Annotated in this window: 23 protein-coding genes; 9 read left to right on the plus strand and 14 right to left on the minus strand. The window is 62.1% G+C overall.

The features are described 5' to 3' along the window. Positions 1-39 precede the first annotated feature (39 nt). Positions 40-732 (minus strand): Crp/Fnr family transcriptional regulator, encoded by a 693-nt coding sequence (locus HRQ64_RS14770; RefSeq protein WP_172123918.1) that lies wholly within the window; start codon positions 730-732, stop codon positions 40-42. Between the two features lie 189 nt (positions 733-921). Here HRQ64_RS14770 and HRQ64_RS14775 point away from each other — a divergent pair, with 189 nt between their 5' ends. Continuing rightward, the gene (locus HRQ64_RS14775) at positions 922-1,290 is read left to right on the plus strand and encodes a hypothetical protein (protein WP_127753795.1); all 369 of its coding nucleotides are present in this window, start codon (positions 922-924) and stop codon (positions 1,288-1,290) included. Here the strand turns inward: HRQ64_RS14775 and HRQ64_RS14780 are convergent. Next, the gene (locus HRQ64_RS14780; RefSeq protein WP_127755277.1) at positions 1,287-1,841 is read right to left on the minus strand and encodes an RNA polymerase sigma factor; all 555 of its coding nucleotides are present in this window, start codon (positions 1,839-1,841) and stop codon (positions 1,287-1,289) included. The genes HRQ64_RS14775 and HRQ64_RS14780 overlap by 4 nt on opposite strands. A 4-nt stretch (positions 1,842-1,845) precedes the next feature. Further along, the gene (locus HRQ64_RS14785) at positions 1,846-2,046 is read right to left on the minus strand and encodes a NepR family anti-sigma factor (protein ID WP_348983115.1); all 201 of its coding nucleotides are present in this window, start codon (positions 2,044-2,046) and stop codon (positions 1,846-1,848) included. A gap of 165 nt (positions 2,047-2,211) precedes the next feature. Between HRQ64_RS14785 and HRQ64_RS14790 the strand changes: the two genes are divergently transcribed. From HRQ64_RS14790 to HRQ64_RS14825, 8 genes are all read left to right on the plus strand, one after another. Continuing rightward, a complete protein-coding gene (locus tag HRQ64_RS14790) occupies positions 2,212-3,006 on the plus strand; it encodes a response regulator (RefSeq protein WP_127753797.1) in 795 nt (264 codons plus the stop codon). 114 nt (positions 3,007-3,120) lie between these two features. After that, positions 3,121-3,285, plus strand: a complete 165-nt coding sequence (locus HRQ64_RS14795; protein ID WP_172123920.1) for a DUF1328 family protein — start codon at positions 3,121-3,123, stop codon at positions 3,283-3,285. Positions 3,286-3,377: 92 nt separating this feature from the next. Further along, on the plus strand, positions 3,378-4,355 hold the full coding sequence (locus HRQ64_RS14800) for a PAS domain-containing sensor histidine kinase (RefSeq protein WP_127753799.1): 978 nt from the start codon (positions 3,378-3,380) through the stop codon (positions 4,353-4,355). A gap of 141 nt (positions 4,356-4,496) precedes the next feature. Beyond that, positions 4,497-5,291 carry an amino acid ABC transporter ATP-binding protein gene (locus HRQ64_RS14805; protein WP_127753800.1) on the plus strand — a complete coding sequence of 265 codons (795 nt, stop codon included), beginning with the start codon at positions 4,497-4,499 and terminating at the stop codon, positions 5,289-5,291. A 29-nt stretch (positions 5,292-5,320) separates the two neighbouring features. Then, positions 5,321-6,073 carry a transporter substrate-binding domain-containing protein gene (locus HRQ64_RS14810; RefSeq protein WP_127753801.1) on the plus strand — a complete coding sequence of 251 codons (753 nt, stop codon included), beginning with the start codon at positions 5,321-5,323 and terminating at the stop codon, positions 6,071-6,073. A gap of 75 nt (positions 6,074-6,148) precedes the next feature. After that, complete coding sequence (locus HRQ64_RS14815; protein ID WP_172123922.1) at positions 6,149-6,961, plus strand: ABC transporter permease subunit; 813 nt, start codon at positions 6,149-6,151, stop codon at positions 6,959-6,961. After that, positions 6,961-7,695 carry an ABC transporter permease subunit gene (locus HRQ64_RS14820; RefSeq protein ID WP_172123924.1) on the plus strand — a complete coding sequence of 245 codons (735 nt, stop codon included), beginning with the start codon at positions 6,961-6,963 and terminating at the stop codon, positions 7,693-7,695. The genes HRQ64_RS14815 and HRQ64_RS14820 overlap by 1 nt, the downstream gene beginning before the upstream one ends. A 4-nt stretch (positions 7,696-7,699) precedes the next feature. Then, positions 7,700-8,836: a succinylglutamate desuccinylase/aspartoacylase family protein gene (locus HRQ64_RS14825; RefSeq protein ID WP_172123926.1), complete on the plus strand. Its 1,137-nt coding sequence runs from the start codon at positions 7,700-7,702 to the stop codon at positions 8,834-8,836. Here the strand turns inward: HRQ64_RS14825 and uxuA are convergent. The 11 genes from uxuA to zapE all read right to left on the minus strand — a co-directional run bounded on the left by uxuA (position 8,833) and on the right by zapE (position 22,504). After that, on the minus strand, positions 8,833-10,053 hold the full coding sequence (uxuA, locus tag HRQ64_RS14830) for a mannonate dehydratase (protein ID WP_172123928.1): 1,221 nt from the start codon (positions 10,051-10,053) through the stop codon (positions 8,833-8,835). The two genes, HRQ64_RS14825 and uxuA, sit on opposite strands and share 4 nt — an antisense overlap. A 64-nt stretch (positions 10,054-10,117) precedes the next feature. Next, entirely contained in the window at positions 10,118-10,732 is a 615-nt protein-coding gene (locus HRQ64_RS14835) for a trimeric intracellular cation channel family protein (RefSeq protein ID WP_172123930.1), read from the minus strand. 90 nt (positions 10,733-10,822) lie between these two features. Continuing rightward, entirely contained in the window at positions 10,823-12,229 is a 1,407-nt protein-coding gene (gene lpdA, locus HRQ64_RS14840; protein WP_172123932.1) for a dihydrolipoyl dehydrogenase, read from the minus strand. 196 nt (positions 12,230-12,425) lie between these two features. Next, the gene (locus HRQ64_RS14845; RefSeq protein ID WP_172123934.1) at positions 12,426-12,890 is read right to left on the minus strand and encodes a hypothetical protein; all 465 of its coding nucleotides are present in this window, start codon (positions 12,888-12,890) and stop codon (positions 12,426-12,428) included. A 152-nt stretch (positions 12,891-13,042) separates the two neighbouring features. Beyond that, positions 13,043-14,323: a 2-oxoglutarate dehydrogenase complex dihydrolipoyllysine-residue succinyltransferase gene (odhB, locus tag HRQ64_RS14850; protein WP_172123936.1), complete on the minus strand. Its 1,281-nt coding sequence runs from the start codon at positions 14,321-14,323 to the stop codon at positions 13,043-13,045. Between the two features lie 10 nt (positions 14,324-14,333). Then, entirely contained in the window at positions 14,334-17,336 is a 3,003-nt protein-coding gene (locus tag HRQ64_RS14855; protein ID WP_172123938.1) for a 2-oxoglutarate dehydrogenase E1 component, read from the minus strand. Between the two features lie 210 nt (positions 17,337-17,546). Next, positions 17,547-18,455, minus strand: coding sequence for a succinate--CoA ligase subunit alpha (gene sucD, locus HRQ64_RS14860; RefSeq protein ID WP_127753811.1), 909 nt, complete (start codon positions 18,453-18,455; stop codon positions 17,547-17,549). A gap of 33 nt (positions 18,456-18,488) precedes the next feature. Further along, positions 18,489-19,685 carry an ADP-forming succinate--CoA ligase subunit beta gene (gene sucC, locus HRQ64_RS14865; protein WP_172123940.1) on the minus strand — a complete coding sequence of 399 codons (1,197 nt, stop codon included), beginning with the start codon at positions 19,683-19,685 and terminating at the stop codon, positions 18,489-18,491. Between the two features lie 162 nt (positions 19,686-19,847). Then, positions 19,848-20,810: a malate dehydrogenase gene (mdh, locus tag HRQ64_RS14870; protein ID WP_127753813.1), complete on the minus strand. Its 963-nt coding sequence runs from the start codon at positions 20,808-20,810 to the stop codon at positions 19,848-19,850. A gap of 88 nt (positions 20,811-20,898) precedes the next feature. After that, a complete protein-coding gene (locus HRQ64_RS14875; RefSeq protein WP_172123942.1) occupies positions 20,899-21,390 on the minus strand; it encodes a hypothetical protein in 492 nt (163 codons plus the stop codon). Between the two features lies 1 nt (position 21,391). Further along, the gene (gene zapE / locus HRQ64_RS14880) at positions 21,392-22,504 is read right to left on the minus strand and encodes a cell division protein ZapE (protein WP_172123944.1); all 1,113 of its coding nucleotides are present in this window, start codon (positions 22,502-22,504) and stop codon (positions 21,392-21,394) included. Between the last annotated feature and the right edge of the window lie 2 nt (positions 22,505-22,506).

The raw sequence follows: 22,506 nt of genomic DNA on the forward strand, positions 1-22,506 counted from the left end.
GCTCTTGGGTAATGGGGGTGGCGGTTTTGAGGCCGATCCTCAGATAAACGGCCGATTCGGCTCCACTGTCCCGTCCCAATCAGCCAATGCCATCAGCCCATCGGGGTCCAGCACGTCGCACGCCCGGTCGAGCCATCGAATCAGCATGCGGTCGGCCAGCCGGCGCAGCGTCTTGTTGGTATGCACGATGGACAAGCCCAGCGTATCGGCAACATGGCTTTGCGTAATCGGGATATGCAGCGTGCGCGACGGCGCAAGGCCCACCGAAGCCGCGCGGTGATAAAGGAACGCAATAAGATAGGCCGCCCGCTCCGTGGCACTGCGCCGGCCTACGCTCAGCAGGTGCTCATCGAGCATCCGCTCTTCGCGTGCTGCAAGCCAGGTGACGTCAAAGCCCAGCCCCGGATGATTGCGGAACACCTCGTCCAGCCGATTGCGCTGGAACACGCAGAGCACCATGGGCGACAGCGCTTCTACGGAATGCTGCATTTCCCCAAGCACGGAGCCCTGCAGCCCCACCAGGTCCCCCGGCAGCACATAGTTGAGGATTTGCCGCCGCCCGTCCGGCAGGGACTTGTAGCGGAATGCCCAGCCCGACAGCACCGTATAAAGGTGGGCGTTGTTGACGCCTTCCGACAACACGGTGGTGCCGGTCTCGGCGATCAGCTCGCCCGTCTTGAAGGTGGAAATGAATTGCAGCTCGCCAGGGGAGAATTCGCGAAAGCGCGGCATCGCCCGCAATGGGCATTGCTGACAAGGCACCCGTCGACCGGAACTGGGCAGAACGAGACTCAAACAACACCGCGAAAAGCAAAGGGGTCCCTTGGCGGGCTAGCTAAGGGTCGGCCCCCTCACATGTCAAACTTTAATGACAGGATTCGCGCCGGGAGCCATTAGAGTGGCTCACATTATCGGATCGCCATGCTCACCGGCCAAACTGTTCTCGTTGTCGAAGAAGAACTGCTCATCGCGCTGGACATCCAGCGTGTGCTGGAAGCTTTTAATGTTGGTCAAACAACCCTGGCGCATTCCGTCGATGAAGCCCTCGCGCTCCAGGACCAGTGGAGTTCATGCGCCTTGGCGATCGTGGATCTCAAGCGCGCCTCCCCCGATGAGCTGGCGCTGTGCGAGGGGTTGCGCGGGGCCGGAGTCCCCTTGGTGTTCACCACAGCCGACTACATCACTGCTCGCGGCGTTCCTGGCATGAAGGATGTCTCGGTCGTGCTCAAGCCCGTGCCCGAGCAAAAATTGACGAGCGCCATTACAGGGGCGCTCGCCGGTCGTTCCTAGAACGAGTGGTTGGACGTGGTTACCTGCGTTGAAACCGCGTCGGGACCGAAATCGGCTTCGCCGCTGATCTTGAGGATGTCCTGCAGGCGCGTGCGCGCACGGCTGACCCGGCTCTTCATGGTCCCGACGGCGCAATCGCAGATTTCTGCGGCTTCCTCATAGGAAAAGCCTGAAGCACCAATCAGGATCACCGCTTCGCGCTGGTCATCGGGCAATTGTGCCAGTGCCTTCTTGAAATCCTGCAGGTCCATGGAGCCATATTGCGAGGGATGGACGGACAGCCGCTCGGTGAACGCGCCATCGCTGTCCTGAACCTCACGGCCGCGCTTGCGCATCTGGCTGTAGAACTCATTGCGCAGGATGGTGAACAACCAAGCCTTGATATTGGTGCCCATCTCAAAGCTGGATTGCTTCGCCCAGGCCTTCATGACGGTATCTTGCACCAGGTCGTCGGCCTTGTCGTGCTTGCCCGTCAGCGATACGGCGAATGCACGCAGGCTCGGCAAGGTCGACAGCATCTCTCGCTTGAAAGAAGGAGCCTCAACTTCCATGCCGTTATTCTCCGCCATGTTGAGGATTCTTGCGTGATTGTGCCTGCTCAGCGCTGTCGAGTTTCTCAAGAAGATCGAGCAATTGCTCGGGTACGCCCTCGTCTTGAACCGCGCCATAGAGCGCGCGCAGACGCGAGCCGATGTCCGAATTCGGACCCAAGCCGTCCTCCGCCCGCCCCTGCATACGCATACGTTGCTGGGACACAAAATTATCCTTTATCATGCCTATAAAACTGATCCGATTTGCCCACTAGGTCGGTAGAATGCACCGTCCTCAAAAAAGTTCCAAGCCATTGGAACTTTCATTTCACCGGTCCGTTTATTCGGATCGTGGCCACCACAAGCTTCAAGCGTCATTTGGGAGTTGTTAATGACTTTGTCCACGCGGATCGCTCCGCACTTGCCGTATCTGCGGCGGTTTTCCCGTGCAACCACGGGTTCTCAAACCTCGGGCGACGCCTATGTTGCCGCCACCCTGGAAGCTCTGATCGCGGACATCTCATTGTTCCCTGAAGCGTCAAACGACCGGATTGCGCTTTATAAGCTCTTCTCTGCCCTGTTCTCGTCTTCGGCCGTCAAGGTTCCCGAGCCTGCCTCCACCTTCGCCTGGGAGCAGCGCGCTGCCAGCAACCTCGCTAACCTTGCCCCTCGCCCCCGCCAGGCCTTCCTGCTCGTGGCTGTCGAAGGCTTCACCCATCCGCAAGCGGCGGAAATTCTGTCCGTCTCGGACGCCGAGTTCGCCGCGCTCCTCGACGAAGCTTCGGTCGAAATCTCCCGCCAGGTTGCCACCGAGATCATGATCATCGAGGATGAGCCGCTGATCGCGATGGACATCGAGCAGCTGGTGGAAAGCCTTGGCCATAAAGTGGTCAGCGTTGCCCGCACCCACAAGGAAGCGGTCAATCTCTTCAACCAGACCAATCCCCGCATGATCCTGGCCGATATTCAGCTCGCCGATGGCAGCTCGGGTATCGACGCGGTCAACGACATTCTCAACACCCATTCGGTCCCCGTGATTTTCATCACCGCCTTCCCCGAGCGGCTGCTGACGGGCGAGCGTCCCGAGCCAACTTTCCTCGTGACCAAGCCCTTCAACCCGGACATGGTCAAAGCCCTTATCAGCCAGGCTTTGTTCTTTGACGAAGGTTCGCGCGCTGCAGCCTGAGGGTACTGCAAACCATTGATCGGGCCGGGTTTTCCCGGCCCTTTTTTGTGCCTTGCAGGAACCGCGCTATCGGCCACCCGTTACCATTGCATTGGCAGGTCCGGGAGCAAACCCATGCTGTATTACGCGCTTGTCTTCCTTGTCATTGCGGCGTTGGCCTTCATAATCGGCTTCGGCGGGTTCGCTGGCGCGATGGCCGGCGCCGCCCAACTTCTGTTCTTTTTGTTCCTGGTGCTGGTCGCCAGTTCTATCGTCGTCGGCCTTATGCGGCGTGTCTGAAGCATCCTAGGCGATCCTTGCAAGCCAAAGGCGTACGCTGTTTCAGCGCCTTTGGCTTGCAAGGCAGCCGCAAATAGTGAGCAGTTAACGCCATGCCGAGCACCTCTACCGAGCCCCCCGAAGCTCTGCGGCTGCGCGCCTTGTCTGCCGGACTGGCGGGGCAAGGGATCACCATCTTGCACCACAACTCTCAGGGCCGTTTCGATCTGGCCGAAAATCTTCCCTCCGCCTGGGCCAACTGCCCGATCATTGGCAGCACCGAACGGGAGCTATTGCCTGAGTCCGTCGCGTCCAGCTTTGCCGAGGCGGTTGCCGATTGCCGCGCCACCGGCCAAGTGCAAACCAACACGTTCGAACTGCCTGACGGCTCCCGCCGCCGACAGTTCGAGGGCCGGTTCCTGCCCGATAGCGACGGGGTTATCATCGTCCTCAATGATATCACCGACGAGCGCAGCCGCGAGGCGGCCATCGCGGCGCTGCTGCGTGAAGTCAGTCACCGCTCCAAGAACCTCCTTGCGATCGTGCAAAGCGTCGCGATGCAGACCGCCCACCACAGCGGGGGCATTAAGGACTTCCTCGACAAGTTCCGCGGCCGCCTGCACGCCCTTTCCAGCACGCAGGACCTTGTGACCGAAAGCAATTGGCAGGGCACGCACTTCCAGTCGCTTGTGACCTCACAGCTCACCCGGGTGAGTTCGGGCATGCTCAAGGAGATGCGCCTGACCGGAGACAATCCCCTGCTCGGGCCCAACGCTGCCCTGCATATCGGACTCGCCATCCATGAACTTGCCGCCAATGCCGTCTTTCACGGCGCGCTTTCGGATGGCCAGATGGGGCATGTCTGGATCGACGCACAGGTAAGCCAGGAGGACGAGCAGCCCCCATCCCTCCTCATTGAGTGGCAGGAAACGGGCATCGACACCGAAAAAACCCGCCAGGCGCCCCGCTTCGGCACCATGGTGCTCGAGCGCATCGTGCCGCTTTCTGTCGGGGGCACCGCCAGCTTCACCATCGACGAGGACCGGCTGAGCTACCGACTGCGCGTCCCGGCCGACCAGTTCGGCGCTTGAACGCAGTCATGCAGCCGCAAACACGCGTTTTCCCTTGCTTATTGCCGTGGATTTGCATTTCTTGATTGCGAATTGAGGAGCGAGCCTCAAAAACGAGCACATGACCAGAGCGGCTGCCCCCGCCACGGACGCAAGGTAAGTATGACGCAAACTCAGCCCGCTGGGGCTCGATCCCCGGTGGTGCAGCTCCAGGACCTGCATAAATCCTTCGGCGCACTCGAAGTCCTCAAGGGCATTTCCTTTGCCGCTTATGAAGGCGAGGTCATATCCCTGATCGGCTCGTCTGGTTCGGGCAAGTCGACGCTGCTGCGCTGCATCAACATGCTCGAAGTGCCCGAGCGCGGCACTGTTTGCATCGACGGTGAACCCATTGCCCTGCGCGGCGAGGGCTCGCATCGCCGCATAGCCAATGAAGAGCAGATCCGCCGCATCCGCTCGGAGCTCGGCATGGTGTTCCAGTCCTTCAATCTCTGGGCACATATGACGATCCTCCAGAACGTCATGGAAGCGCCGCTTGTGGTGCAAAAACGCGGCCGCGCCGAAGTGGAGCGTGAAGCTCTCGCCATGCTGGATAAAGTAGGCATTGCCGACAAGGCCATGAGCTATCCGGCTCAGCTTTCGGGTGGCCAGCAACAGCGCGCCGCCATCGCCCGCGCCCTCTGCATCAATCCGCGTGTCATGTTGTTTGATGAACCGACCTCGGCACTCGACCCTGAATTGCAAGTAGAGGTTCTGCGCGTCATCAAGGTCTTGGCTGATGAAGGCCGCACCATGATCCTTGTGACCCATGACATGGAATTTGCCCGCTCGGTCTCGGACCGCGTTATCTTCCTGCATCAGGGCTGCATCGAGGAAGAAGGTACGCCCGAGGAGGTGTTCAACTTCACCAAGTCCGCTCGGCTCAGGCAATTCTTCAACGCTGCCCAGCACAGCTAGGCAGCACATCAGCGAAAACGGAGACGACAATGAAAAAATTACTGCTGGCGGCGCTCGCGACCCTGTCGCTTTCCGGAGCCGTTCAAGCCCAGGAAACCCTGCGGATCGCCACCGAAGGTGCCTATGCACCCTGGAACTACCTCGACGACTCCGGCGCTCCCGCTGGCTATGAGATCGAGTTGGGCAATGCCATCTGCGAACAGGCGGGCCTCACCTGCGAGTGGGTTATCAATGATTGGGACTCCATCATCCCCAACCTGCTTGCCGGCAACTACGACCTGATCATGGCGGGCATGTCGATCACCGATGAGCGCCGCGAGTCGATCGGCTTCACCGACAACTACTTCCCGCCCGATCCGTCGCGCTTCGCTGCCCCTGCCGGCGCTGATCTGGATTTCGCCAACCTCAGCGGCGTGCGAATCGGCGTTCAGGGCGGCACCATCCAGGCCGCTTACGCCGAGCAGAACATGGCTGAAGGCAATACCATCCTGTCCTTCACCACGGCCGATCAGGCGATGGCCGATTTGGCTGGTGGCAATCTCGACGTCATCTTTGCCGACGGGGCCTATCTCGAGCCAGTCGTGAATGCCTCGGGCGGCGGGATCGAGTTCGTTGGCGAAGATGTCCTCATCGGCGAGGGCATCGGCGGTGGCATCCGCAAGGAAGATACCGAGCTCAAGGCAACGCTTGATGGTGCCCTTGCGGCCCTCAAGGCCGACGGCACCGTTGACGAGCTGATCGCCAAGTGGTTCGAAGGCCGCGGTCCCTACTTCGCCCAATAAACCATTGCTCCGGGGCAGGCACCCTGCCCCGGCTTCTCGCCAAGTCTCCTCCTCTTGCCCGGTCAGCCCTTATCTATGAGCGAAGACATCGGCTTCTGGCTGGCTTATCTGACCAATGGCAAGCACCTCACCTGGTATGCGAGCTTCCAGTTCACGATCTTTGCCGCCCTGGCCGGCGGCACTCTGGCCGTGATCTTTGGATTGCTCGGGGCCACATTCCGCAATTCGCGCTTCCTGCCGTTGCGGCTTGTGGGTGGTTTTTACGCCAACATCGTGCGCGGCGTACCTGATGTGCTGTTTTTTCTGTTTTTCCCCCTGGCCTTCGAACAAGGCGTAGAGTGGCTGCTGGCCAAGCAGGTTTGCTCACCCGAGGACATCGCGGCCCAGGCTGCAGCCTGGCCGCCCTGTCCCGGCGCAAACTGGCTCCTGGGCACACCCGAATACCTCGTCCTCGCTTCCGTCTCACTCGGGCTGGTTTACGGCGCATTCGCGAGCACGGTGATCCACGGCGCCCTGCGCTCTGTGCCCAAGGGCCAGCTCGAAGCCGCTCAGGCCTTCGGCTTTTCGGCCCGCCAGGTGCTCTGGCGCTTTCAGATCCGCCAGATGTGGGTCTATGCCCTGCCCGGCCTTTCCAATGTCTGGATGCTGATCATCAAGGCGACATCCCTGCTGTCCTTGCTACAGATCGCCGACATCGTCCTGTGGGCCGATCGGCTCGGCGCCCCCAATTTCCTGCCCACCGTCGGGCTGGTGCATGACGATTGGCGCTGGCGCTATTACCTCGTTCTCTTCGTCTTCTATATCCTCGTGACCTTCCTGTCCGAAAAGGCCTTTGCCGCCATTACCCGGCGCGTCGGCCGTGGCATCATCAGCGAAGGTCACAGCTGATGGAGCGCTTTTTCGCTGAACTGGCGCTGTTCCTGCCGGCCGTCTGGTTCAACATCTATTTTGCCGCCGCCTCCATCCCCATCGGCTTTGGCATGGCGATCCTGCTGGCGCTGGGGAAGAACGCGCGCAATGCGCTGCTGTCCCGCCTTTGCCGCGGCTATATCTACGCCTTCCGCGGCTCGCCGCTCTTCATCCAGTTCTTCATGTTCTATTCGCTGGCGCTGTCGCTCAATATCAGCGTTTGGAAGCCATGGGGCATCTCCTGGCTGGTGCTCCATCCCCTCTTCATCGGCCCGGTGGTACTGACCCTCAATACCGCCGCCTATACCGCCGAAATCTTCTATGGTGCCCTGCGCGCCGTGCCGCGCGGCTCGGTGGAAGCCGCCCGCGCCTTTGGCATGAGCCGCTGGCAACAGTTCCGCTCCGTCGTCTGGCCCAGCGCCATCCGCCTGGCCTGGCCGGCCTATACCAACGAGGTCGTCTTCCTCTTCCACGCCACGGCCATCGTGTATTTCGCGCTGCCGGTGATCGGCCAGCAGAAAGACCTGATGATCACCGCCAAGGAGTTGTTCGAGCGCGACTACAACGTCTTCCTCCACTTCTCGGTGGCCGCGTTGTATTTCCTCGTGGTTTCGCTCACCGTCTTTTTCGTGTTCGACCTCGTTTACCGCCGCCTGATGCGGCACATGCCCAACCAGCCCAAGCTGCGCTTTGCCCCCAAATGGATGCGCTGAACCCATGACCTTCGAGCTCCACCGCAACACCCTTTCCGGCGACATCCCCGGCACCAGCACCGAGCTCTTCTGGTACACGGCCGGCCCTGCCGACGCGCCCCGCGCCGTCCATCTGCAAGCGGCCCTCCATGCCGATGAACAGCCTGGCACCATGGCGCTGCATCACCTTTTGCCCATGCTGCGCGACGCCGATGGCGCCCTGCGTGCCCGCTTCACCATCTTCCCCTCGGTTAACCCGCTCGGGCTCGCCAACCGGTCGCTGCGCCACCATATCGGGCGCTACGACACCGAAACCGGGGTCAACTACAACCGCCGCTGGCCCGATCTCTACCCGCTGGTCGCCCCGGCCCTCGCCGGCCGGCTGAGCGACGACCCCACCGCCAATATCGCCGCCATCCGCTCAGCTGTTGCCGCCTGGATTGACGAACAAATCCCCAGCTCCGCCGCCCAACACCTGCGCCTCCAGGTCCTGCGCTCCGCCGCTTCCGCCGATCTCGTGCTAGACCTGCATTGCGACGACGACAGCCTCAAGCACATCTTCACCTCGCCCGAACTGATGCCGGGCCTGCAGGATCTCGCCAATTGGATGGGCGTTGCCGCGACCCTTACGGCCGAGGACAGTGGCGGTGGCTCCTTTGATGAGGTCTTCCCCTCGCTCTACCGCAAGGCCGCGGCTGCAAATCCCGGCCATCCCGTTCCGGTGGCCGTCGAGGCCGCAACCCTTGAATATCGGGGCCGCGCCGACAGCTTCGACCATTTCGGCCGCCAGGACGCTCTGGGGCTGTTCAATTTCTTTGCTGGCCGCGGCTTGATCGACGCAGCGCCCGCGGCAGCACCCGTCCCCGCTCCTGGCCCCACGCCCTTTGAAGCCACCGAAGTGCTGCGCGTCGATGCGCCCGGGCTCCTCGCCTACCGGGTCGAGCTGGGTGACCATGTCGAGGCCGGCCAGCCCGTGGCCGATCTCATCGCCATGGATGGCCCGGAAGCCTTCATGGCCCGCCGCCCGATCCTCGCCGGAACGAGCGGCATCGTGCTCTCGCGCGTTTCGGCCAAATATGTTCGGCGCGGCGCGGGTATCGCCAAGATCGTGGGCTCCACCATCCTGCCCACCCGCGCCGGCGCCTATCTGCTGGAAGACTAGCGCGCCGCTAGTCCCAGTTCCCGATGCTCGAACGCGGTCATCACCCCGCGCAGTTCCGCCAGCCCCTTCATGCGGCCAATCGTCGGGTAACCCGGCTGCGCCCGCCGGTTGAGGTCATCGAGAATGTCCTGCCCATGATCGGGGCGCATGGGAATGGTGTGGTCGCTCCGCCCGGCAATGCGCCGCCGGTTTTCCTCGCGCACAATGGCCGCGATGAGGGCCACCATGTCCACATCCCCACCCAGATGCTCGCTCTCGAAAAACGAGCCCATGACGTCGTCGGTGTCCCGCTTGACGTTGCGCAGATGCAGGAAGTGCACCCGGCTTCCCAGCCGCTCCATCATGCCCGGCAGGTCGTTGTCCGGCCGTGCCCCCAGCGAACCCGAGCACAGCGTCATGCCATTGGCGTGGCTGTCCACCGCCTGCAGAATGGTGGTGTAATCCGCTTCGGTCGACATCACCCGCGGCAAACCCAGCAGCGCGAACGGGGGATCGTCGGGATGGCAGCAGAGCCGCACGCCCAACTCCTCGGCCGTCGGCACCACTTCCTCGAGGAAGTCGATGAAATGGGCCCGCAACTGTTCTGCGCTGATCTGGCCATATTCCGCCAGGTGGGCGCGCACATCGTCGAGCGTCATCGACTCCGTTGAGCCCGGCAGCCCCATGGTCACATTGCGCGCAAGTTGCTTTTTGCTGTCCTCATCCAGCTCGGCAAAGCGCCGCCCGGCCTCGTCGGCAATGGCATTGCTGTAGTCGGCGCCAGCGCCCGGCCGCTCGAGAATATGAATGTCGAAGGCGGCAAAATCATTGATGTCAAAGCGCATGCAGGAAGCGCCATTGGCGACGGTGAAGCGCAGGTCGGTCCGCGTCCAATCCAGCACCGGCATGAAATTGTAGCACACCACCTCGATGCCGCTTTCCGCCAAGTGGCGCAGCGAAATCTTGTAATTGGCGATATGCTCGCGCCAGTCGTTCTTCTGTTTCTTGATGTCTTCGGAAACCGGCAAGCTTTCCACCACGTCCCAGGTCAGGCGCGAAGCCGTGCCATCCTTGCGGGTGCCGATTTCCTGGTGCCGCTTGCGGATCTCCTCGGGCGTCCACACCACCCCATTGGGTACGTGATGCAGCGCGCTGACGACACCTTGCGCGCCAGCCTGGGTGATATCGTCAATGCTGGTCAGATCCTGGGGACCGAACCACCGCCAAGTTTGTCGCATGCCACACTCCACTTGTATGGTAGCTCAATGCCATAAGGGGGTTAGGGACGGAAGGCCCTATGCGTTAGCGCAGATCTTTATCATAGACAAACTTGGGCATGTTCCAGTGCCAAATCAGCGCGGCAACGCGAAACGCAAAGCCGAAGGAAGCCGCCGCGACACTGACCAGTTCCGCGTTCAGGCCTGCCTTGAGCCCCAGGTAATATACCGCAGCTGTCGCCAAAGACACGGTCGCATAAAGCTCACTGCGGAAAACCAGCGGAACGTCGTTGCACAACACGTCCCGCAGGACGCCGCCGACTATGCCGGTCACCATGCCCGAAACCAGCACGATGATGGGATGGCTGCCCGATTGCATCGCCACATTGCAGCCGATGATGGTGAACACCACGAGACCCAGCGCATCCAGCAAGAGGAACGGCCAGCGCAGCCGGTCGACAAATTGCGCCAGGGCGATGGTAAGGAGTGCCGCTCCGCTGGCCAACAACAAGACATAGGGGTTGGCCACCCAGTACAGCGGATAATGTCCCAACACGATGTCGCGCACCGTACCGCCGCCAAGCGCCGTCACGCAGGCCAACACGCAAACGCCGAACCAATCCATGCTGCGCTGCCCAGCCGTCAACGCAGCCGTCATCGCCTGGGCGGCGATCGCGACATAAGAAAGCAGGCTCAACATGAACGGGCTCCGAAGCGCAAGATGCGCTCCGGCACGTTACAGAACCTAGTCCTCATGTCCAATGCGGCGGGACGCCCGCCGCCTCGGGACCTAGATATGGATGGCGCCATCACCCAGCGACAACGCCGCTTCGCGTACCGCTTCCGATAGCGTCGGGTGCGCATGGGTGGTTCGGGCGAGGTCTTCCGCCGCCCCAGAGAATTCCATCAGCGTCACCAGTTCGTGGATCATCTCGCCGGCATTCTTGCCCACGATATGGGCGCCCAGCACGCGATCGGTTTCCACATCGGCCAGGATCTTGACGAAGCCCTGGGTCGCCAGCATCGCCTTGGCACGACCATTGGCCGTGAAGGGGAATTTGCCGATCTTGTATTCGATACCCTCGGCCTTGAGCTCGTCCTCGGTCTTGCCGACGCTCGCCACTTCAGGATTGGTGTAAACCACGGCGGGGATGGCGCCGTAATTGACGTGGCCCGCCTGCCCGGCCAGGATCTCGGCCACGGCAATGCCCTCGTCCTCGGCCTTGTGCGCCAGCATCGGCCCTTCGATCACATCGCCGATGGCATAGATGCCTTCAACTGAAGTCTTGTAATGCGCATCGACGCGCACGCGCCCGCGTTCATCGAGCGCCACGCCCGCTTCTTCGAGCCCGAGCCCTTCGGTGAACGGCTTGCGCCCGATCGCCACCAGCGCCACATCGGCTTCCAGCACCTCGGCCTCGCCGCCCTGCGCCGGCTCGACCCGCACCTGCAGCGCAGCGCCTGATTTGTCGATCCCCGCGACCTTGCTCGACAGCTTGAACTCGATGCCCTGCTTGGCGAGAATGCGCTGGAACTGCCGCGCCACTTCGCTGTCCATGCCCGGCAGGATGCGGTCGAGATATTCCACCACGGTGACCTTGGCCCCAAGGCGCGCCCAGACTGAGCCAAGCTCAAGCCCGATTACGCCGGCCCCGATCACCAGCAGCTTGCCTGGCACCTTGTCGAGCGTCAGCGCGCCGGTGGAGGTGACCACGCGCGTCTCGTCGATCTCGATGCCCGGCAGGTTGGCAGAAACCGAACCCGTGGCGATCACAATGGCCTTGGCCTCGACCTCGCTGGCCTCGCCGCTTTCCGGCGTTACGCGCACCTTGCCCTGGCCGACGATTGAGCCGGTGCCGCGCAGCACGGTGACCTTGTTCTTCTTGAACAGATAATCCACCCCGCCGACATTGCTCGCCACCGTATCGGTCTTGTGCTTCATCATCTGCGGCAGGTTGAGCTTGGGCGCGGGAATGTCGATCCCCAGTTGCGCAAAGCCGTGCGCGGCCTCATCGAACAGCTCGGAAGCATGCAGCAGTGCCTTGGAGGGAATGCAGCCGATATTGAGGCAGGTGCCGCCCAGCGTCGGCCACTTCTCCACCACGCCGACCTTCATGCCCAGCTGTGCCGCGCGAATGGCTGCCACATAGCCGCCCGGGCCCGAGCCGATGATGATGAGGTCGAATATATCTGCCATGGTGATAGCCCCAAAAATCCTGCAACTGCTGTTCAGCCCCAGTCACGCTGGCGGCCTGCGGCTAGATGTAATGTTGGTCAGGAGATTTAACCACCGCTAGAGCGCGGAAAAGCCTCGCCGGACACTGTCGTCTACTAGCCGGAGTCGCGGCAAAAGCGAATTGGCAAAACGCAGCACTCCCGCTGCCCACGCAGCCTCACCGCGAGGCAATATCCTGGGCCCGCTTGAGCGGCTCGGGCAATTGCTTGTCGATGTCGAGCTCGCCGCTTTCCACCCGCTCGAGAAAGCTTTGGCAAAAGGCCCGTTTGTCGTCGGCGCTGTTATAGGCGCTCATGATCTGGGTGCCGCCATAAGTCTCGGCCGCCTCGAGCTGGCCGGGCTCCCCGCCCCCTAGCCGCGCGATCACCCGGTCGGCAAGGTCCAGAAAGCCGATATTGCGCAAATACCAGTTGTCGCGCGCCGTTTCATAGGCGCTGTTGAGCCCGGTATTTTCATAGCAATGGGTGGTCATCGCCGAAACGATCGCTTCCGAGCCGTGGAACGCCATCAACTCGCCCACAAGGGCCGGATCGGGAACAGCAGTCGCTGGTTCGATGGCCTCCTGCGCCCAGGCAGAAACGGGCAGCAACAGGCACAAGGCAATGACAGGGATCTTCTTCAAACACTCAACTCCACACTGCAACGCCCCAGCCCCTGTAGAAACCGGTTAGAGCTTAGCAAAGCGTTACCCGCCACCCGCCCCACGCCAACGTGACCAGACAAAACAAAGGCCCGCCGAAGCGGGCCTTCAACAAACCAGTGATTTGGCCCCGATCAGAGGTCCAGAACCAGGCGCTCGGGCGCCTCGAGGCTTTCCTTGACGCGCACAAGGAAGGTCACGGCTTCCTTGCCATCCACGATCCGGTGATCATAACTCAGCGCCAGATACATCATCGGACGCACGACGATTTGGCCGCCCACGACAACCGGGCGCTCCTGAATCTTGTGCATGCCCAGGATGCCCGACTGCGGGGCATTGAGGATCGGGGTGGACATCAGCGAGCCGTACACGCCACCATTGGAGATCGTGAAGGTGCCCCCCTGCATGTCGGCCATGGACAGCTGCCCGTCGCGGGCCTTCTTGCCCAGTGCGTTGATCGACTTCTCGATCTCGGCAATGCTCATCTGGTCGGCATCGCGCACCACCGGCACCACGAGGCCCTTATCGGTGCCCACGGCCACGCCGATATGGGCGTACTGCTTGTAGATCAGCTCATCGCCATCGATCTCGGCATTGATCGAGGGGATTTCCTTGAGCGCATGCACCACCGCCTTGGTGAAAAAGCCCATGAAGCCAAGCTTGACGCCGTGCTTTTTCTCGAACAGCTCCTTGTAGGAGGCGCGCAAGTCCATCACTGGCTTCATGTCCACCTCGTTGAAGGTGGTCAGCATGGCGGCGGTGTTCTGGGCGTCCTTGAGGCGGCGCGCAATGGTCTGGCGCAGCCGGGTCATCTTCACCCGCTCTTCGCGCGCGGCATCATCCGCCGCAACCGGAGCACGGGCCGCTGCTGGCGCCTTGGCCTCGGCTGCAGGGGCGGCGCCAACGCGGCTGACCGCCGCCAGCACGTCTTCCTTGAGCACCTGGCCGCGCTTGCCCGAGCCGTTAAGGTCACCCGCGCCCAGATTATTCTCGGTCATGAGCTTCTGGGCCGAAGGGCTGGCCGTCGCCGAACCGCTGCTGGCCGCCGGAGCCGGAGCTTCGCGGCTGGTCTGGTGGCCAAGCGCCGGATCGGCCTGACCAGCAGCAGGGGCTGCGGCCGGCTTTGGCGCCTCGGCTGCCTTGGCGGCGGGTGCTGGCTTGGCAGTTGCCGTCGCACCGGCAGCGCCGATCGCACCCAGCAGCGCACCCACATCGACGGTATCGCCGGGCTTGGCCGCAATCGCTTCGAGCACGCCGGCGGCAGGAGCCGGCACTTCAATGGTCACCTTGTCGGTTTCCAGCTCCACCACGGGTTCATCGGCGGCGATCGCATCGCCCACCTTCTTGAACCATTGCCCGATGGTGGCTTCGGTAACGCTTTCGCCGAGCGTCGGCACGCGGATTTCTGTCGACATTGTCAGTCCCTTATTGTGCGAAAGCTTCGTCGAGGAAGGCTTGCAGCTGTGCCAGATGCGTACGCATCAGGCCCGTGGCCGTGGAGGCCGAAGCCGGGCGGCCGGTATAGCGCACCCGCTGGCCATTGCGGCCCATCTGGTCGAACACCCATTCCACATAGGGCTGGATGAACGCCCAGGCCCCCATGTTCTTGGGCTCTTCCTGGCACCAGATGATCTCGGCATTACCAAAGCGGCCCAGTTCATCCAGCAGCGCCTTGGCCGGGAACGGATAAAGCTGCTCGATGCGCAACAAATACACATCATCGATGCCGCGCTTCTCGCGCTCTTCCAGGAGGTCGTAATACACCTTGCCGGTGCACAGCACGACGCGCCGGATCTTGTCGTCCGCCACCAGCTTGATGCTGGTCTTGGGTGCACCGGGCGCTTCGGCATCGTCCCAAAGCAGGCGATGGAAGCAGGAGTCGGCGCCCATCTCAGCCAGGCCCGAAGTTGCCCGCTTATGCCGCAGCAGCGACTTGGGGGTCATCAGGATCAGCGGCTTGCGGAAGTCACGGGTCACCTGCCGGCGCAGCGCATGGAAATAGTTGGCGGGCGTCGTGCAGTTGGCGACCTGCATATTGTCTTCGGCACACAGCTGCAGGAAGCGCTCGGGACGCGCCGAGGAGTGCTCGGGGCCCTGCCCTTCATAGCCATGGGGCAACAGCATCACGAGGCCCGACATGCGGAACCACTTGCGCTCGCCCGAGGAGATGAACTGGTCGATCACCACCTGAGCGCCGTTCACGAAGTCGCCGAACTGGGCTTCCCAGATCGTCAGCGCGCGGGGCTCGGACAGCGAATAGCCATATTCAAAGCCCAGCACCGCTTCTTCCGAGAGCATCGAGTTGATGACTTCGTAGCGGCTCTGATCGGGAGCCAGGTTGTTGAGCGGCGTAAAGGTCTTGCCGTCAACCATCTGGTCGTTGAGCACGGAATGGCGCTGGCTGAACGTGCCACGCTCCACATCCTGACCCGACAGGCGCACCGGATGACCCTCGGTCACCAGCGTGCCAAAGGCCAATGCCTCGGCAGTCGCCCAGTCGATGCCCTCGCCCGATTCGATCGCGGCGAGCCGGTTATCGAGGAACCGCTTGACCGTCTTGTGGACGTTGAAGCCCTCCGGCACCTTGGTCAGCGCGGTGCCGATCTGGTGCAGGCGATCCACTTCGACGCCGGAATGGCCGCGACGCGGACCTTCCTGCTCGGCCGGCTTAAAGTTCTTCCAGGCGCCATCGAGCCAGTCGGCCTTGTTGGGCCGATAGTCCTGCCCGGCCTCGAACTCGGCTTCGAGCTTGCTGCGCCATTCCGCCTTGAGCGCGTCGATCTCCTCGGCGGTGACCAGGCCTTCCCCGATCAGCTTTTCGCCATAGATCTCGAGCGTGGTCTTGTGCCCGCGGATCTTGGTGTACATCAGCGGCTGGGTGAAGCTTGGCTCGTCGCCTTCGTTGTGACCGAAGCGGCGATAGCAGAACATGTCGATCACGACGGGACGGCCAAAGCGCTGGCGGAACTCGATCGCGACCTTGGTGGCAAACACCACCGCTTCCGGATCATCGCCATTCACATGCAGCACCGGCGCCTCGATCATCTTGGCGACATCGGTCGGATAGGGCGAGGAGCGCGAGAATTTCGGGCTCGTGGTGAACCCGATCTGGTTGTTGATCACGAAATGCACCGAACCGCCGGTGCGGTGGCCCTTGAGGCCCGAAAGCCCCAGGCACTCGGCGATCACGCCCTGCCCGGCAAAGGCGGCATCGCCATGCAGCAGCAGCGGCAGCACCATCGAGCGGTCGGGTTTGCCCTCGGTGGCGATGTTGATGAGCTTGCCATCAGGCGAGATGTGCTGGTCCTGCTTGGCACGTGCCTTGCCCAGCACCACGGGATCAACGATCTCGAGATGGCTCGGATTGGCAGTCAGCGACAGGTGCACCTTGTTGCCGTCGAACTCGCGGTCCGAGGATGCGCCCAGGTGATACTTGACGTCGCCCGAGCCTTCCACGTCCTCGGGGTAGAACGCGCCACCCTTGAATTCATGGAACAGCGCGCGATGCGGCTTGCCCATGACCTGGGTGAGCACATTAAGGCGCCCGCGGTGGGCCATGCCGAGCACGATGTCCTTGATGCCCAGCGCGCCACCGCGCTTGATGATCTGCTCGAGCGCCGGGATCAGCGCTTCCGAGCCATCAAGGCCGAAGCGCTTGGTGCCGGTATATTTCACATCGATGAACTTCTCGAAGCCTTCGGCCTCGATCAGCTTGTTGAGGATCGCCTTCTTGCCCTCGGGGGTGAAGGTGATTTCCTTGTCGGGCCCTTCGATGCGCTCCTGGATCCAGGCCTTGGCCTCGGGATCGGAGATATGCATGAATTCGATGCCGAGCGTGCCGCAATAGGTCCGCTGCAGAATGGCCAGCATCTCGGGGATGGTGGCGTATTCGAGGCCCAGATAGTTGTCGATGAAGATCTTGCGGCTGTAATCGGCCTCGGTGAAGCCATAGCTCTGCGGGTCGAGCTCGGGCGCGGCTTCGCGCACCTGCAGCTTGAGCGGATCGAGATCGGCATGCAGATGCCCGCGCATGCGATAAGCGCGGATCATCATGATGGCGCGGATGGAATCCTGGGTCGCCTGCACCACATCCGCAGCGCTAGCCGCCGGAACGCCAGCAGCTTCGGCCTTCTTGGTGACAGCCTTTTCGGTCTTGACGGCGATCTCGCCCCAGTTCCCATCGAGCGCGCTGACCAGCTCGCTACGAGGGCTCTGCGGCCAGTCGGTGCGGCCCCAGCTCGGCCCCTCGGCGCTCTTTATGGCGTCGGCGTCACTGTCTTCGAGCTTGCCGAAAAAGCTCTTCCAGGTCTCGTCGACACTGTTTGGATCGGCCTTGAAGCGGGAATACAGCTGTTCGATATAGTCGGCATTGCCCCCGTAAAGAAACGAGGTCAGCAAGAACGTGTCGTTCTTTTCCTGTCGTGTCATCGCTTTTATGCGAGGCCCGAGCCCCGCCATCCTTCTCAACAAGCCGGCCAGCCCGGCTTACCTGTAGTCCGAATACGAAGCCTTAACCGAGTTTCGTGAGCATCTTGTTAAGCGAGACGGCGCCCTGGAGCGCCGCCGCCCGGCCCACTTGCTGGTCCCTAACATCACTCAATGGCGAAAACGGGACCGAGTTGGGGTTCTATTGCCCCATCAGCCCTTGAGCACTTCCGCCAAGGTCTTGCCGATCCGCGCCGGGGACTTGGATACTTTGATCCCCGCTGCTTCCATGGCCGCAATCTTGTCCTGCGCGCCGCCCTTGCCGCCCGAGATCACCGCGCCAGCATGGCCCATCGTGCGCCCGGCTGGTGCGGTCAGCCCCGCGATAAAGCCGGCCATCGGCTTTTTGCGGCCGCGCTTGGCTTCATCGATCAGGAACTGCGCCGCGTCTTCTTCGGCCGAACCACCGATTTCGCCGATCATGATGATCGACTTGGTCGCTTCGTCAGCCAAGAACATTTCGAGCATGTCGATGAACTCGGTGCCCTTCACAGGGTCGCCACCGATACCCACCGCCGTCGTCTGCCCAAGACCCTCATTGGTGGTCTGGAACACTGCCTCATAGGTAAGCGTGCCCGAGCGCGAAACAATACCCACCGAGCCCTTGGAGAAGATCGAGCCGGGCATGATGCCGATCTTGCATTCCTCCGGAGTCAAGACGCCGGGGCAGTTCGGGCCCAGGAGGCGCGACTTGCTCTTTTCGAGCTTGGCCTTGACCCGCACCATGTCGAGCACCGGAATGCCCTCGGTGATGCACACGATCAGCGGGATTTCCGCATCGATGGCTTCCTCGATGGCCGCGGCAGCGCCCGGAGGGGGCACATAGATCACCGATGCGGTGGCGCCGGTGCGCTCCTTGCCTTCGGCAACCGAGGCGAACACGGGCAGCGACGCCGAAGCATCGAGCCCGCTGGTCCAGGTTTCCCCGGCCTTCTTGGGGTTAACACCACCCACCATCTTGGTGCCGTAATAGGCCAGCGCCTGTTCGGTATGGAACGTGCCGGTCTTGCCGGTCAGCCCCTGCACGAGGACCTTGGTGTCTTTGTTGACGAGAATGGACATGGTTTGGGCCTACGCTTTAATCGGGTGGGGGGATCAGGCGGCCTTGACCGCGGCGACGATCTTCTGGGCAGCGTCGTCAAGGTCATCGGCGGAGATGACGTTGAGACCCGACTGGTTGAGGATCTCCTTGCCTTCCTTGACCCGGGTACCCTCGAGGCGCACCACCAGCGGCACCTGCAGGCCCACTTCCTTGACCGCAGCGATCACGCCCTCGGCGATCACATCGCAGCGCATGATGCCGCCAAAGATGTTGACGAGGATGCCTTCCACTGCCGGATCGGCGGTGATGATCTTGAACGCCGCCGTGACCTTTTCCTTGGTCGCGCCGCCGCCCACATCGAGGAAGTTCGCCGGCTCGGCGCCATAGAGCTTGATGATGTCCATGGTGGCCATGGCAAGGCCCGCCCCGTTCACCATGCAGCCGATATTGCCATCGAGCGCCACATAAGCCAGATCGTACTTGGACGCCTCGATTTCCTTTTCGTCTTCTTCCGAAAGGTCGCGCAGCTCCTTGAGCTCGGGGTGGCGGAAGGCGGCGTTGTTGTCAAAGCTCACCTTGGCGTCGAGCACCCGCAGATGACCATCGGTCATCACGATCAGCGGATTGACCTCGAGCAGGCTCATATCGGTTTCGACAAATGCCTTGTAGAGAATGGGGAACAGCTTGGCGGCATCCGCCTTGGCGTCGCCTTCGAGCGCCAGTGCGTCGGCAATCTTGGCCACATCTGCTTCGGTCACGCCCGTCTGCGGATCGATGGTCACCGAGATGATCTTTTCGGGCGTGTGCTCGGCAACCGCTTCAATATCCATGCCGCCTTCGGTGGACACAACGAAAGCCACGCGGCTGCTGCTGCGATCCACCAGCAGCGAGCAATACAACTCGCGCGCGATGTCGGCACCGTCTTCGATATAAAGGCGATTGACCTGCTTGCCCGCATCGCCGGTCTGCTTGGTCACGAGCGTGTTGCCCAGCATCTCCTTGGCGAATGCCTTCACCTCGTCGATGGAGCGTGCCAGCCGCACGCCGCCCTTGGCATCGGGCCCAAGTTCCTTGAACTTGCCCTTGCCGCGTCCACCGGCATGGATCTGCGACTTGACTACATAAAGCGGCCCGGGCAGCTTCTTGGCCGCGGCTTCCGCCTCGTCAGCCGAATAAATCACAACGCCTTCAGCCACGGGCGCACCGTAGGACTTCAGCAGCTCTTTGGCCTGGTGTTCGTGAATGTTCATTTGCTTGAACCCTGTGTGGGGCACCTGATGGTGCTCTGGGGGCTATCCGCCGCGGCGGATAGCGTGGATGTCGAGAACCGGAGCGCAGCGTACGTTGAGTACGTGAGCACCGGAAGCGCAGAAATCTGCGCTAGGCGCCCGGCGGGAGCGCTCGGAGTACCATCAGGCCAGCTTGGGTGCGATCTTCTTACAGGCCTCGATCAAGCCTTCGACGGCGTCCACCGAGCTGTCGAATGCCTTCTGCTCGGCGCCATTGAGTGCGATCTCGATGATCTTTTCGGCGCCATTGGCCCCGATCACCACGGGGACGCCGACATAGGTGCCCTTGACGCCATATTCGCCATTGAGGAACGCAGCAGCAGGCAGCACGCGCTTCTTGTCCTTGAGATAGCTCTCGGCCATCGCAATGGCCGAGGTTGCCGGCGCATAAAAGGCCGACCCGGTCTTGAGCAGGCCGACGATCTCGGCGCCGCCATCGCGGGTGCGCTGGATGATGGCGTCGAGCTTCTCGCGGCTCATCCAGCCCATCTTGACGATATCGGTCAGCGGAATGCCGGCCACGGTGGAATAGCGCGCCAGCGGCACCATGGTGTCGCCATGCCCGCCCAGAACGAACGCATTGACGTCTTCGACCGAGACATTGAGCTCATCGGCGATGAAATGCACAAAGCGCGAGCTGTCGAGCACGCCGGCCATGCCGATCACCTTGTTGGTGGGCAGGCCCGAGAACTTCTGCAGCGCCCAGACCATGGCGTCGAGCGGGTTGGTGATGCAGATCACAAAAGCGTCGGGTGCATATTTGGCGATACCCGCGCCCACCTGCTCCATGACCTTGAGGTTGATTTCGAGCAGATCGTCGCGGCTCATGCCGGGCTTGCGCGGCACGCCGGCGGTGACGATCACCACATCGGCTCCTGCGAGGTCCTTGTATTCGGAGGTGCCGGTGATCTTGGCGTCATAGCCTTCAACCGGTGCAGACTGGGAAATGTCCAGCGCCTTGCCCTGGGGCACGCCATCGACGATGTCGAACAGCACGATATCGCCCAGGTCCTTGAGCGCTGCCAGATGAGCGAGCGTTCCGCCGATCTGTCCCGAGCCGATAAGAGCGATCTTTTTGCGCGCCATAAGCCTCAATCCCCACTGCGTTGAATTGGCGCACCTCTTAACCCTGTCGCGTCACAGGGGCAAGTGAACCCTTCGTCTAAACTCCTCCTCATCCCTTGCCCATGGGGGAAGCCCCCATGCCGAGCGGGCATGGAAGGATGCGCAGAAAACCCTGCACCGCAGCCGCTGATCGAAGATCATACACCGGGATGCCACCGGCGGCGCTAAGCACCGCTTCGTCCCTGTCTCCGAGCACGCGCTCATAGCTCCAGGCGCCGCGCCACAGGCCAAGGTTAACGCCCTCACGGCGCCACAGCCGCCACAATCGCAGCAATCGCGGCAGCTTGAGGCGGATCACGCAGTCCGCACGGGCAACTCTGTCCCCATAGGTTCGGGTATTACCGCCCGCGATGATCCAGCGCGGCAGCTCTGCCGCAGCCCGGACATCCTGGTCGATGGTGTCAGCAGGCCGAAGCTTGCCACCCCTGTCATGCACAAATTGGTCAACCGAGATCACCGGTAACCCGAGCTTGACCGAAACTTGGCCCGCCAACCATGTCTTTCCCGCACCCGGCGCACCAATGATCATGATGCGTTCCATCTCAGTGCTCGGCCACCCCGACGTCGCGCAACGCCTTGCCGAGATATTCTTCCGACTGCATCTCGACCAGCCGCGATACCGTACGCTCGAACTCAAACGCCGTGCGATCGTCGCGCCCCAGTTCAGCCAGCGGAGCCGCAAAGCTCGCGCCCAGCTTGACGCCGCGGTCATAGAGATTGTCGATCAGCAGGATAAAACGTTTGGCCGCATCGCTCTTGGTGCGGTCCATCTGCGGCACGCCATCAATGATCATGGCGTCAAAACTCTGAGCAATCCGCACAAAGTCGCGCGAACCCAAGGGCTTCTCGCAGAGATCGGCAAAGCCGAACCGGGCAGCGTCGCGCGCCGCGAGCGGCACGGCAATTTCGCGCCCGGTGCTGTGGATCGTGGTCGGCCGCCCCGCCTCGCCACCGGTCAGGCGCAACCATAACCGGTCCATCGCCGCCTTGGTTTCCGGCCCGGTCCCGAAGGCAAATACCTGCTGGCCGGCAAATTTGAGCCGCCGGTAATCCTGTTCCGCGTCGAGTGACGCCACCGTCGTATACTGTTTGAGCAACGCAATAAACGGCAAGAACAACTCGCGGTTGAGCCCGTTCTCATATAGCCGGTCCGGCACCACATTGGACGTGGCCACCAGCGTCACCCCGCCCGCAAACAGCTTTTCAAACAGCCGGTTGAGCAGCATGGCATTGGTGATATCGTGCACGTGAAATTCATCGAGGCACAGCAGCCGCAACCCACCCTTGAGGATGGGCCGCACCACCGCTTCCACCGGATCGCTATCATCACCCTTGGCCTTGGCGCGCTTGCGGAACGCGGCAATGCCCGCGTGGATCTCGTCCATGAAGGCATGGAAATGCACCCGCCGCTTCTGCGGGATTGCCGTCGCCTCGTAGAACAGATCCATCAGCATGGTCTTGCCGCGTCCCACCTCGCCATAAAGGTAGAGCCCCTTGACGGGCTGCGGCTTGTCGAGCCACCGGGCCAGAAAGCCTCCGGAAGCCGAAGCGTCGAGCGCAGTGGCAATACCGTCCAGTAATCCCGCCGCCTGTTCCTGGGCGGGATCGCGGCTCAAACCGCCACGCGCGACAAGCGCCGCATAAGCAGCGCTCACCG

Origin of the sequence: Devosia sp. 919 (genome assembly GCF_013185965.1) — a bacterium.
GTDB lineage: Bacteria > Pseudomonadota > Alphaproteobacteria > Rhizobiales > Devosiaceae > Devosia.

Bases quoted from the DNA above. Each gene is read 5' to 3' on its own strand.
- HRQ64_RS14770 (WP_172123918.1), bottom strand. From the start codon at position 732: ATGCCGCGCTTTCGCGAATTCTCCCCTGGCGAGCTGCAATTCATTTCC.
- HRQ64_RS14775 (WP_127753795.1), top strand. From the start codon at position 922: ATGCTCACCGGCCAAACTGTTCTCGTTGTCGAAGAAGAACTGCTCATC.
- HRQ64_RS14780 (WP_127755277.1), bottom strand. From the start codon at position 1,841: ATGGAAGTTGAGGCTCCTTCTTTCAAGCGAGAGATGCTGTCGACCTTG.
- HRQ64_RS14790 (WP_127753797.1), top strand. From the start codon at position 2,212: ATGACTTTGTCCACGCGGATCGCTCCGCACTTGCCGTATCTGCGGCGG.
- HRQ64_RS14795 (WP_172123920.1), top strand. From the start codon at position 3,121: ATGCTGTATTACGCGCTTGTCTTCCTTGTCATTGCGGCGTTGGCCTTC.
- HRQ64_RS14800 (WP_127753799.1), top strand. From the start codon at position 3,378: ATGCCGAGCACCTCTACCGAGCCCCCCGAAGCTCTGCGGCTGCGCGCC.
- HRQ64_RS14805 (WP_127753800.1), top strand. From the start codon at position 4,497: ATGACGCAAACTCAGCCCGCTGGGGCTCGATCCCCGGTGGTGCAGCTC.
- HRQ64_RS14810 (WP_127753801.1), top strand. From the start codon at position 5,321: ATGAAAAAATTACTGCTGGCGGCGCTCGCGACCCTGTCGCTTTCCGGA.
- HRQ64_RS14815 (WP_172123922.1), top strand. From the start codon at position 6,149: ATGAGCGAAGACATCGGCTTCTGGCTGGCTTATCTGACCAATGGCAAG.
- HRQ64_RS14820 (WP_172123924.1), top strand. From the start codon at position 6,961: ATGGAGCGCTTTTTCGCTGAACTGGCGCTGTTCCTGCCGGCCGTCTGG.
- HRQ64_RS14825 (WP_172123926.1), top strand. From the start codon at position 7,700: ATGACCTTCGAGCTCCACCGCAACACCCTTTCCGGCGACATCCCCGGC.
- uxuA (WP_172123928.1), bottom strand. From the start codon at position 10,053: ATGCGACAAACTTGGCGGTGGTTCGGTCCCCAGGATCTGACCAGCATT.
- HRQ64_RS14835 (WP_172123930.1), bottom strand. From the start codon at position 10,732: ATGTTGAGCCTGCTTTCTTATGTCGCGATCGCCGCCCAGGCGATGACG.
- lpdA (WP_172123932.1), bottom strand. From the start codon at position 12,229: ATGGCAGATATATTCGACCTCATCATCATCGGCTCGGGCCCGGGCGGC.
- odhB (WP_172123936.1), bottom strand. From the start codon at position 14,323: ATGTCGACAGAAATCCGCGTGCCGACGCTCGGCGAAAGCGTTACCGAA.
- HRQ64_RS14855 (WP_172123938.1), bottom strand. From the start codon at position 17,336: ATGACACGACAGGAAAAGAACGACACGTTCTTGCTGACCTCGTTTCTT.
- sucD (WP_127753811.1), bottom strand. From the start codon at position 18,455: ATGTCCATTCTCGTCAACAAAGACACCAAGGTCCTCGTGCAGGGGCTG.
- sucC (WP_172123940.1), bottom strand. From the start codon at position 19,685: ATGAACATTCACGAACACCAGGCCAAAGAGCTGCTGAAGTCCTACGGT.
- mdh (WP_127753813.1), bottom strand. From the start codon at position 20,810: ATGGCGCGCAAAAAGATCGCTCTTATCGGCTCGGGACAGATCGGCGGA.
- HRQ64_RS14875 (WP_172123942.1), bottom strand. From the start codon at position 21,390: ATGGAACGCATCATGATCATTGGTGCGCCGGGTGCGGGAAAGACATGG.